We start from the raw sequence: 12,808 nt of genomic DNA, 5'->3' as shown, positions 1-12,808 counted from the left end.
TTTCATTTCACCTATTAATACAGTTCACATTACTACATCTTGCATATAATATTCCATACGTATCGCTTAATTGAGAAAGGAGGCTGAAGAAGCATGTTATATTTAAATCAAAAACCTGAATATAATAAATATGATATTGGTGATTATACTTATAGTAAAGTAGGGCCAACCATTTTTTCTTGGAACGATGAAACAAAATTAAAAATAGGTAAGTTTTGTTCATTAGCAGAAGAAGTCGTTTTCATACTCGGCGGTGAACATCGCGCAGACTGGATAACAACTTATCCATTTAATGCACTTTTTGATGAAGGAGCACATATTACTGGTCACCCTTCTTCAAAAGGTGATATCGTAGTCGGCAATGATGTATGGATCGGTTATCAATCCTGCATTTTATCTGGTGTTACAATTGGTAACGGGGCCATTATCGGCGCCAGAAGCGTTGTTACAAAAAACGTACCCCCGTATGCAATTGTAGCTGGTAATCCTGCAAAATTTGTTCGATATCGTTTCCCACAAGAAACGATTGACAAACTAGAGAATCTCGCATGGTGGGACTGGGACATTTCTGTTATAAAAGGAGCCATTCCATTACTACTCTCCGACAAAACCGACGAATTTTTCACCTCACCCGAAAATGAATCTATATGATTAAAACAGAAAGAGCATCCAATTATTTTTCAGGATGCTCTTTCTGTTTTTATTTTTTATGTCCATGCAAATGATTACACGGAGAACATTGAAATGGAATTTTATCTAAGCAATTAAAGTTTGTTTCACAAATTTGTTCAATCGTTGGAACAAATGGAATGACAACTATGTTACTTTCTACTATTTGTGTAACAGGTGGCAATACTGTGCCTACTTGATGTTCAAAACGAATACTCGCTTGATTTATATAATTTCCTGAGCCATTTGGCGCGCTCTGTACTGCTACTTGGAACGAAACTGTCCTTGCTTCACCAGGATTTAAAATTCCGATAAGAAACCCTACTGCCGGGCTTACATTCGGCACTGGCCTATTATCAACCGTTACACTTCCAGGAACAAATCGAACACTACTATCTAACATATCTTGAAAACGAATATTTTGCATTACAGTATCACCCGTATTTGTGATGACTGTCGTAAACGTAATGACATCTCCAATTGTTGCTGCCTGTAAATCTGCCGTTTTTACGACTGTCGTTGAGACATTTTGAGGAATAAACGGGATAACAACTGTATTACTATCACCTTCAACTACTACTGGCGGCTCATTCGGATTTACAGTTGCGAGCCCATTCGCTGTAGCGGTATTTGTAACTAAATTATTTACTTGCCCTCCTGTTATTACAACTTGGAAATTAATAATTGCTGCATCATTTGGCTGAAAATCACCTAACGGAATACCAGTATTCGGATTAGCAAATGGAAGAGGTACATCATTTACCGTTACCGTACCATTTATAAATAGCGTATTCGGATCAATGATATCTGTTAACACAATATTGGTCACAGGAACTGTACTATCATTTATAACAGCGATTCCGTAAGTGACAACATCCCCTATCATTGCTACTTCAAAGTTTGCTCCTTTTGCAACAAATAAGATTGCAGTATTTACCGTTACAATAACTGTATTGCTCGTGTCCATCACTGTAACTGGCGGCTCTCCTGGTACTAAAATATATTCTGCTAACGCTCCAGCAACGTTTACTACTGTTCCACCATCCGGAAAACTTGTAATCGTAGCTTCATATGTTACAAGTGCCGTCTCACCAACTGGTATATCAGGTATCGTAAATCCAATCTGCGGATTTAACCCCGGTTGCGGAACCCCATTTATCGTTACACTATTTGGAATGAAATCAGCTTCCTGAGATAGCACATCGATAAATTGAACATTCATTGCATCAGCAGTACCAGTATTTAATATACGAACAGTATACGTTACCGTTTCTCCTACACCAACAACTGAATGGTCTACTTCTTTTAGCATATCTAAGCTGCCTCTATTTACCGGCGTAACCGTCGTATTACTTGAATTTGTAATTGTAGACGGAGGTTCTCCTGGAATCAATTCGAAATCTCCCGTTACTCTTGCTGTATTCATAATGCTACTAGAAGGCGGAACTGCGATTACATTTACTTCAAATGTAATTAATACACTATCCCCTACTGCAAGATCAGGCAATGCAAAGCCTACAAATGGATCTAAACCTACTTGCGGAACCCCATTTATTTGTACACTTCCAGGAACGAATTCTAAACTAGGTGATGGAACATCGATAAACTGAACATTCGTTGCTGTTACCGTTCCCGTATTTGTAACTTGCACACTATACGTTAACGTATCTCCTAATCGTGTCGCTTCTTTATTTATAGATTTTATAACGCTGAATCGTCCTCTATTCACTCTAGTTATCGTCGTATTACTCGGCTCTGTTACTATAACTGGTAGTTCTCCTGGCACTAAAGTAAAGCTTCCTGTTATATTTGCAACGTTCGTAATTGTTCCTGATGACGGGATGTTTGTAACTGTCGCTTGAAACGTCACTATGACTGTTTCACCTACCGGTATATCTCCAACTCCAAATCCAGTAATTGGATTTAAGTTTGGTTGCGAGGCTCCATTTATCGTTACACTATTTGGTACAAATGACGCCCCTGCTGAAATGGTATCAACAAACTGAACAGCATTAGCTGTTACTGTTCCTGTATTCGTTATTTGAACCGTATACGTTAATATATCTCCAACGAGAGTAGCAACCCTATTTACTTGTTTAATAACATTAAATTGCCCTCTATTTACAGTTGTAAGTGTTGTATTGCTCGGCTCTGTTACTATAACTGGTGGTTCTCCTGGTACTAATACAAAACTTCCAGTTACATTTGCCGTATTGGCAATTGTTCCGTTTGATGGCGCACTAACAACGGTTACTTGGAAGGTGACTTCTACACTTTCACCTGGATTTATATCTGGAAGCGGGAATCCGTTATTCGGATTGAATCCAGGTTGTAACACACCATCTATCGTTACACTGTTCGGCACGAATGCTATAGAGGAAGGTAATACATCACTATATTGAACATTCGTTGCTGGCACTGTTCCTGTATTTTGAACTACTGTTGTATATGTGATTGTATCGCCTACTGCAACAACCGGCTGACTCACTGATTTTAAAACATTCAAACCAGGCTCATTGATTTCTGTTAATGTCGTATTACTTGTCGTTGTTTCCGTAATAGGCGGTTCTGTTTCACTTACAGCAAATGTAGCTGTAACGTCTACAAAATTAACAATCGTTCCACCTTCTGGTATGCTTGTAACCACTTCCTGATATGTGACAAGTACAAAATCATCGACAGGTATATCTGGAACTGTAAAACCAATGAAAGGATCTAATCCTGGTGCTGGTACCCCGTTTATGCTCACACTTCCTGGTACAAATGCTACACCCGCGGAAGTAGTATCGATAAATTGAACATTCGTCGCTGGCACTGTTCCGAAATTAAAAATCAATACATCATACGTTAATATTTCTCCTACCGTCGCTACTTCTTTATCTACTAGTTTCAATGGAAAAATAAACGCTATATTAATTGTCGTAACGACTAAATTTGTTAATATCGTTTCCGTAATCGGTGGTTCCTGCGGATTTGGTTGTGAAGTAAATGTAACATCTGCATCATTTAATATGACTTCATTATCTGGAATTTCTGTAATCGTCACTTGGAATGTGACCTCAATACTTCCACCAGCGATTAATAATGGAGTAACTGTAAATCCTATTTCTGGATTTAAACCAAGTTGCTGCACTCCACCTATCGTTACACTATTGTCAACAAACGTCGTTCCTTCTGGTATGACATCTTGGAAGAACACATCTGTAACAGGGATAATTCCTACGTTTGAAATGAGCACAGTATACGTTAATACATCCCCAACGGCCCCAGTTGCAACATCAACTGTTTTTGTTGCTGTTACTTCACCAGGAGGAGGTAACGGTATTGTAACTACCGTTGTATTACTTGAATTCGTGGTTGTTACAGGTGGTTGTAAAGGATTTAATAAGAAAGTGGCTGTAGCAGATGCTGTATTTAATACTGCTCCACGTGTAGACGGTGCAACTACCGTAACTTGGAACGTTACTGTCAATGATGTTCCAGCAGCAATATTAGGAAGCGGGAAACCAACATTTGGGTCAAATCCAGGTTGTAGCGTTCCATTTATCGTTACACTGTTTGCTACAAATGTTGTTTCTAAAGCAATTGGATCAAGGAAAGAGACATTCGTTGCTGTTACTGTACCGTTATTCCGAATGACAACAGAATACGTGTAAGTTTCTCCAAGTGCTGCTTGTTGTACAGATGAAGATTTTTGTATATTTAACTGTGCTGTGTTTACTTGCGTCACAACAAAATTACTATTTGTAACAGTCGTTATTGGAGGGTTTGCTGGATTTATAAGAAAACTTGCAGTAACGTTCGATTGGTTTCTTATATTTCCACCGCTCGGAACACTCGTCACTGTAACTTGAAACGTAATCGTAGCCGTTTGCCCGACCGGAATATTTGGTACCGGGAAACCTAGCATAGGATCCGCACCTTGCTGAACAACTCCATTTATCGTCACACTATTTGTTACAAACGCAGTACCAGACGGAATTGGATCTTGAAAAACAATATTTGTTGCAGGAACAGTTCCTGTATTTTGAATAAGAATCGTATACGTTAACGTATCTCCTACACCGGCTTGTGGTGTATTTACACTCTTCATTACATTAAGTGATCCTACATTCACTCGCGTCACAACAATATTACTAATCGTTACAATTGTAATTGGTGGCTGGAGAGGACTTACTTGGAAATCAGCAGTTACATTCGCATTATTCGGAAGAACTCTATTTGGTGGTACACTCGTGATTGCCACTTGAAAAGTGACCGTCACCATACCTCCTACTGGAATATTAGCAAGTGGAAATCCAATTGTCGGGTTTAAACCTGGTTGAGGTGTCCCGTTTATTGTTACACTATTCGCTACAAAAGTGGTTCCAACTGGAATCGGATCAAGGAATGATACATTTGTCGCTGTCACCGTTCCACTATTTTGTATACGAACTGTATACGTTAACGTATCTCCTACACCGGCTTCAGTAGCACTTACACTTTTCATTACATTTAACCCTGAAGAATTCACAATCGTCATAACAGTATTACTTGGTACTGTTACAGTAATCGGTGGCTCTGTTGGATTTACAAGGAAATCTCCAGTTACATTCGCATTATTTACGACATTATTCCCTTGGGGAATTTCATCAATTAATACTTCAAACGTAACAATAACACTCGCGCCAGTAGGCAAATCATTTAATTGGAATCCAAGTTCTGGATCTGCCCCTTCTTGTAAAACACCATTCACAACTACACTATTTTCAATAAATAATGTCCCTTGTGGAATTGAATCTTGGAAAAATACATTTGTAGCTGGTACACTACCTGCATTTATAACTTCGATTGTATATACTAAAATATCCCCTACAGTTGCAACAGCCGTATTCACTGATTTCACAACTTCAAAGTTCCCTGTTTGTACTGTCGTATTCACAACATTACTCGGAACATTGATGGTTACTGGTGGTTCACTCGGATTCACTTGAAAACTTGCTGTTACATTTGCTTGATTTAAAATATCTTCATTTTCTGGATCCTGTACAATTAATACGTCAAATGTGACTACAACTGTTTGAGCCGCAGGAATATTCGGAAGAGAAAATCCTGTATTCGGATTCAATCCACTTTGCGATACTCCATTAATTGTTACAGAATTTGCAACAAATGAAACAGCAGAAGAAATAGGGTCTTGGAAAAATACATTTGTTAACGGAACGTTTCCTGTATTTTGGACGGCAATTGTGTATGTTAAAGTATCCCCTACCGCCGCTTGCGTTGTATTCACTTCTTTTATTACATTTAAACCGCCTGTATTAACTTGTGTCACAACTGTATTCGTTTGTCTATTAATTGTTATCGGTGACTGATTCGGAATAACGACGAAATTAGCAGACACATTTCCGCGATTCGCAATCGTACCTCCCGATGGTGTAGATGTAACTCGTACTCGAAATGTAACAGTCCTACTTCCGCCAGGAGATATATTAGCTACTGTAAACCCAGTTGCTGGATTTGCCCCAGGTTGTGAAACCCCGTCCACAGTCACACTATTTGCGATAAATGTCGTTCCAATTGGGGTCGGATCTTGAAAAATAACGTTCGTCGCAAGTACATTTCCTGTATTTTCAATTGTAACAGTGTACGTAAGAACATCATTTACCGTCGCAAAAGCTCTATCCACTGTTTTTCTCGTTCTTATATCAGCTATGTTAACGGTCGTAACTACAGTGTTACTTGTCGCTTGCCCTGAAACTGGTTGTTGACCAGGCACTGGAGTAAAGGTAAATGTAGCACTTGCACGATTGGGAATTGGATTGACAAGAGGATTAGATGTTACTCGAACTTGAAAGCGCACTATAGTCGTTTGCGAAGCATTAATACTTCCAAGATTTATACTACTTGCTGGATTCGCTCCTGGGCGTGCTACTCCATTCACTGTAACGCTATTTGGAACAAATGTTGTTCCAGCAGGTATACTATCAACAAAAATAACATTGTTTGCAGTAACGTTCCCATTATTTGTGACATTAACTGTGTACGTTAATACATCATTAAGCGTTGCCGTCTGTAAATCTACAGATTTTTGCATACTTATAGTCGCTTGATTCACTGTCGTTTGTACTGTGTTTGAAGAAGACGTACTTGTAATAGGAGGACTACTAACGAAAGGACGGAATTGATATGACACCATTGCACGATTTAAAATAGGATTTGGGTTCGGAAACGATGTTATTCGTACTTGAAATGTAACAATTCTTTGCGTGTTATTTGGGATTGTGCCTAAATTAATTCCATTAGCAGGGTTCGCATTCGGCTGTGTTACTCCACCTACTGTTACACTACCTGTAACAAACGTCGTTCCGTTCGGAATACTGTCTTGTAATATAACATTTTCTGCACTTCCTGTACCTGTATTAGGAACTGTAATTGTGTAGGTAAGAATATCTCCAACTCCTGCAACTGTTCTATTGACCGATTTAACAGGATTAATAATTGGCCCCGTTGCATCAATTTGAACCCCAAAACCAGCTGCAGCGTATCCATCTCCATTAGTAACGAATCGAACCGTTGCTGATGTTTGATTGTTTACTAAAGATGAGGAGGCATCTACATTTGTAATATCCCACCCCTGTCTTCGGACGGCCAAAGCTATCCCTAACGGCTGATTCAAATCTCCAAACGTGCCACTCGTATCTAAATTTCCACTGTCATTACAAATTTGTGACTGAAAAAAATTATTCGCAGGATTTCTCGGTCCGAATAATGCAACTGTAGCATTTGCATTCGGTCCAAAGCGAAGTTGATCTCCAACAATGTTAGAATCACCTTCTTGAGCAGTTACGAGCACTCGTCCTGTTACAGCTCCTGTAGCTGGAGTAGCAAATCCTGAAATAGTGGCATCAACTGGTGGTGATGAAGCATCAATAATTTCTTGACCTGCATATACTGACAAATTTCGAAGTGGTAAATTGGCATTTTGATACACAACCTCAAGCGTCCATCCAGCTGAACGACTGATTGTTGGGTCGGCTGAAGTTCTTGCAGCTGGCACAGCACCCGTTGTATATGTTCCTGCTCCACCTGCACTAACAAGATTCGTTACATTGGCAGAGCGAGCATAATAAAACTGGTTTCCTACTGAACCTTGCTGCGCGGTAACAGGATCTGGCGTAACAGAAAACGTCCCTGCTGGCGTTGTAAATGTAATGTTATCATTTAAAAATGATAACACATCTTCCGTATCAGTCCGGAACGTACCAGCCCAAACTAATTCTGCATATAACACACTGCTTCCCGCTGGAAGATTTAAAATTGCACTTGAAGAATTCAATTCCCATTCATCTGTTGTCCCTGCTGGGAATCCTGGTACTTGCAATGCTGTATTTACTGTCGTAAACACAGCAAGTGTACCAAAAATATTACCTGGTGCAGGTGATGTAGGACTAAGTCCCAGTGTATTCCCAGTGAACGTGACGGCACCAGGTACTGTTGTCGTAAAACGATTTATAAAAGGCACACAATCATCTCATTTCATTTATAGTAAAAAGTGCTCTATACTATAAAATGTAGACAACCTATGGGATGTACGTTGTCCAACAAAATTCCGCACATATGAGAGGAGTTTATAAAACTATGCGCTATGTTATTATAACAGGAACTTCACAAGGTTTAGGGGAAGCTATTGCCACGCAATTATTAGAAAAAAATACAACTGTCATCTCTATTTCTAGAAGAGAAAATAAAGAGCTTACTAAACTTGCAGAACAATATAACAGCAATTGCATTTTTCATTCCCTAGATCTTCAAGATGTACATAACTTAGAAACTAACTTTAAAGAGATCATTTCATCTATTAGAAAAGAAAATGTATCCTCTATTCATTTAATTAATAATGCGGGTACAGTTGCACCTATGAAGCCAATTGAAAAAGCTGAAAGCGAACAATTCATTACGAACGTTCACATTAATTTACTTGCACCTATGATTCTTACATCTACGTTTATGAAGCATACGAAAGGCTGGAAAGTAGATAAACGCGTTATTAACATTTCATCTGGTGCAGGAAAAAATCCTTACTTTGGCTGGGGCGCTTATTGCACAACGAAAGCTGGTGTAAATATGTTTACACAGTGCGTAGCAACTGAAGAAGTAGAAAAAGAATATCCAGTAAAAATCGTCGCTTTTGCACCTGGTGTTGTTGATACAAATATGCAATCACAAATTCGTGAAACAAATAAAGAAGATTTTATAAATTTGGACCGCTTCATTGCATTAAAAGAAGAAGGAAAACTATTATCACCTGAATATGTTGCGAAAGCTATTCGTAACTTACTAGAAACTGAGGACTTCCCTCAAGGCGAGGTTATTAGGATTGATGAATAATAAAAAGGCGTGCTATTTTAGCACACCTTTTTGTTCTACTTCTCTAAAAATATAAGCACAGACTCCGCAATTTGCTCATAACCGATTTCTTGATAAATTTTATTAGATGTCGGATTCGCTAGATCAGTATATAACGTAGTCGTCTTGTACCCTTCATCTAACATACATTGACTAAGTGCCGCTACACAATTAGATGCGTATCCCTTTTTCCTTGCTTCTTTCGGCGTATATACAAAATTAACTGTTATATTATTTTTAGTTGGTCTCGTTTTTGCAGCTACAGAAACGAGTTTCCTATCCACTTCCAAACCAAACAGTCGATTTGTAGTTATTAATGTATGCGCAGTTTGTTTTGCTTCTTCTTTCGTAGTAGGAAGCTTTACATCTTCACAAAATTGATATATCCACTGTTCTATTAATGGTAATTCATCATTATTTACTGCCCGGAAAAGTCCGTTCGCATTACACCTCTTCTTTACTTTGTTCAGCTCATACACACCTTGCTCCATTGCAACATTCGTTTTCTTATTTTCTAATACCGCAATCTCTTCCGCTAATTTCTGTACAATTTTCTTATTACCGATCAATCCAGGAATATCCGGGTATACTTTCGTTAACTCTTTTGCAAGTTCCTCAATAGCTACTCCTGCAATTTCAGAAGTTGCAACAATGATTTGTTTCTTCTCTTCTGTTTGCAGAAATACAACGGCAATTTCTTCTCCTTGTTTCGCTATCCCCATAAATATCGGTTCTTGGACCATTTGTAATACACCTAATATGAGATTGTTTTCCTGCTCATTCTTTTCTAGAAATGTTGTAACATCTTCTTTAAAATGAAAAATCTCTTCATATACATATAATTGAATCATCGACAATCTCTTCTCTCTATTTATAGTTTCATAAAGTATTGGCGATTAATTCACTAAATTCCTCTTTTACGATTCAACAATATTCAAAGTTAATGAATTCAAATTCGTTTCAGCTTGTAAAATTCTTTGTTTTTCCCTTTCAAATACCTCTTCTTCATTTTGAAATGACTCTTTTCGATTTTTAATCATGCGCTCCATTTCTTTTTTACTCGGTCCACCGTATACATTTCTTTTTTGAATAAAAGCTTCTGGCGATATAATTTCTTTCCACTCTTTTTCTAATAAATTTATTTTAAAATGTTCTTGCAAATACATATTTACATCTTTGAAGTGTAATTCATGTAGTTCTTTTTTCTGCTCCAATGACATATTTGCAATAGCACTTGCTGCATGATGAGCATGCCGAAATGGAATGTCATAATTTTTTGTTAAAACATCTGCGAAATCAGTTATCGTAATTGCATGTTTATAGGAACGACTTTTCAACGTTTCTTCTTCTACTTTCATCGTTCGAACAACTGCATTCATCATACAAAAAACACGAATGGTCTTTTCAATTCCTTTATATAAATACGGCTGCAAGTCATCTTCCGTATCGACAATATCACCAAATGGCGTATTATGGATCATTTGAAATACTGTAAATGCTTCTCCTAAAGCACCACTCGTAATTGCACGAGCGTGTTCAATTGAAACTGGATTTCGTTTTTGCGGCATTATACTACTGATTTGTACATATGGCTTTGCAACAGTAATACCGTCATATTCTTTCGTTGCTAACAACAAAAAGTCATGAATCCATCTACTCGTGTTCGTCATCATTACCATAAGTAGCGAGCTAACTTCCAATAAATAATCCGCCCCGGCAACAGCATCATATGAGTTCTCAATTACATTTGTAAATCCAAGTAGATGAGCAACTCGTTCTCGTTTAATCGGGAAACTTGTTGTAGAGAGTGCAGCCGCCCCCATTGGAGACTGATTTAAAAGTTGGTACGTTTTTTTCATTCGTTCTAAATCTCTTTGCATCGTATCATAAATTGCTAAAGTATAATGACCAAATGTTGTTGGCTGTGCTGGTTGTGTATGTGTATAAGCTGGCATAATCGTTTCCTTGTGATTATCGGCAAGTTGTAATATACTTTCTTGCAATAACAAATGATGCTCCATTAACCGTAGTACATATCGCCTTAAACTCATGCGATACATCGTTACACCCATATCATTTCTACTCCTACCAATATGCATATTACTTACAAAATCGCATTTCGCTTCTTGAGAAATTAAATGTTCGACTAAAAAAAAGAGGTCTTCATGCTGCTCTGTATATACCAATTTATCTTTTGGTATTCGCTCTACTTTTCTAAGTGCGTTTAATATAACTTTAGCTTCTTCTATTTTCATTAAACTTTCTTCAGTCAACATCGTAATATGTGCTTTATGCACTTGAAACATATCTTTCAATAAGTAATTTCGTTGAAAATCAAATACATGTTGTAATACACAATCCACATATGTTTTTCCAGGGAAATCAGCGCCTTCACTCTTTATAAACTCTTCCTTACTCTGTTTCATCACCTTTTCCCCTCTCACCTAAGTATTACTACCCATCATACCCAGAGATAGAAAAAAAGTGCTTGTACATAAAAATAAACTCGGTGCTCTCTGCACCGAGTTTATTTAATAAAAGTCGCATCATACTTATCACTTTGCAACACTTGGAAATGTAAGTTTGCTAAATGTTTCCGTATTTCTGCACTATCGTCTTCATTTAAATTATTCGCTAAAAACACAATTTCTGTACAGTTTCCACGTTTATCCATAGCGTAAACTGCTTTTGTCACCGTCCATGGTGTGTAACCATTCTTTTGCCCAGCATGTCTAAATGTTTTACGGTATTTCTTGGCACTCATGTCTGTTTCAACGATATTTGCCCATACTTTTTCTTCAGCCTCTGTCAAGCCGCCTTTATGGTTTGCTTTTTGAAGTAATACCATATAATCATTTGCGGAAGCTGCTGGTAATCTATCTGACCAAATTTTGTCGTAACGTTCCTCTAAATAAAGCGGAATTTCCTTCTGTAATAATGGTCCCTTCTTCTTTAAGCGTTCATGAATATTCATCGCATATTCACGATATTGCTCTTGAGACATTTCTTTTAACTTTTTTTCTATTTTATATTTTGGAACATGCAATTCTTTATGCAAATATCCCGGGATATATAAAGATGAAACGATTGGAAATAGTGGTTGATGTGCAGGAAGTGATAAACTTTGTAAATTCCGATTAATGTTATCTAATCCTAACAATTCCATTAAGTATTCAGCATTCGCATTCGAACTAAACTTAACCATTCCTTTTGCCACTTCTTCTAAAGAAACCGCTCCTTCAGTTATCTTGCCTGTCTTCTCCAAATACTTTTGCCATCTATCTTGTGCACCTCCATCTGTATTCGGAACATAATAACGATTCACATCATTAATCGAAACTAAACTAGACGAATCAATTTTCCCTTCAGTAACTTGTTTCGTATATTCAAGCGCCACAATTAATTTCATCGTACTAGCGACTGGCAATACAACATTGGGATTTACAGAATAAACAACTTTATCATTTCTCTTTACTAGAAGTGCACTATTTTTTTCATCTTTATGTTCTTCAATAAAAGATGCAATATACTGTGCATCATCATTATTTGAACTCCATACTTTTTTCACTAAAAAGTTACCCGATATTAGCAAAACGAAAATACCCACAATTACTGCGCATACTATAGTTTTTTTCAAGTAAAATTCCTCTCCTATTGTGTAACTCTTCTCTATTTATCATTAAAAAACAAATTAATGGAGATGGTCATTTAAATAACCATCTCCATTATTTTAACTTGTATGCTCCCATTA

6 protein-coding genes are annotated in these 12,808 nt (G+C 37.5%); 2 read left to right on the top strand and 4 right to left on the bottom strand.

Going from position 1 to position 12,808, the window contains the following annotated elements:
* The first annotated feature begins 93 nt into the window (after nt 1–93).
* A complete protein-coding gene (locus ACLBXA_RS16885) occupies nt 94–651 on the top strand; it encodes a CatB-related O-acetyltransferase (protein ID WP_000966311.1) in 558 nt (185 codons plus the stop codon).
* Between the two features lie 49 nt (nt 652–700).
* Here ACLBXA_RS16885 and ACLBXA_RS16880 read toward each other — a convergent pair whose 3' ends face one another.
* Entirely contained in the window at nt 701–8,173 is a 7,473-nt protein-coding gene (locus ACLBXA_RS16880) for a DUF7507 domain-containing protein (RefSeq protein ID WP_447617327.1), read from the bottom strand.
* Between the two features lie 116 nt (nt 8,174–8,289).
* Here ACLBXA_RS16880 and ACLBXA_RS16875 point away from each other — a divergent pair, with 116 nt between their 5' ends.
* Nucleotides 8,290–9,039, top strand: coding sequence for a (S)-benzoin forming benzil reductase (locus ACLBXA_RS16875; protein WP_001271058.1), 750 nt, complete (start codon nt 8,290–8,292; stop codon nt 9,037–9,039).
* 35 nt (nt 9,040–9,074) lie between these two features.
* Here ACLBXA_RS16875 and ACLBXA_RS16870 read toward each other — a convergent pair whose 3' ends face one another.
* The 3 genes from ACLBXA_RS16870 to ACLBXA_RS16860 form a co-directional block, all read right to left on the bottom strand.
* Nucleotides 9,075–9,908, bottom strand: coding sequence for a GNAT family N-acetyltransferase (locus ACLBXA_RS16870; protein ID WP_000615511.1), 834 nt, complete (start codon nt 9,906–9,908; stop codon nt 9,075–9,077).
* Nucleotides 9,909–9,974: 66 nt separating this feature from the next.
* Nucleotides 9,975–11,483 carry an argininosuccinate lyase gene (gene argH, locus ACLBXA_RS16865; RefSeq protein ID WP_014895313.1) on the bottom strand — a complete coding sequence of 503 codons (1,509 nt, stop codon included), beginning with the start codon at nt 11,481–11,483 and terminating at the stop codon, nt 9,975–9,977.
* 101 nt (nt 11,484–11,584) lie between these two features.
* On the bottom strand, nt 11,585–12,694 hold the full coding sequence (locus ACLBXA_RS16860; protein WP_081143774.1) for a serine hydrolase: 1,110 nt from the start codon (nt 12,692–12,694) through the stop codon (nt 11,585–11,587).
* Nucleotides 12,695–12,808: the final 114 nt, after the last annotated feature.

This window comes from Bacillus sp. D48C (genome assembly GCF_053345735.1).
The sequence above is the reverse complement of the archived record's forward strand: the minus strand, read 5'-3'. Positions and strand labels throughout refer to the sequence as shown.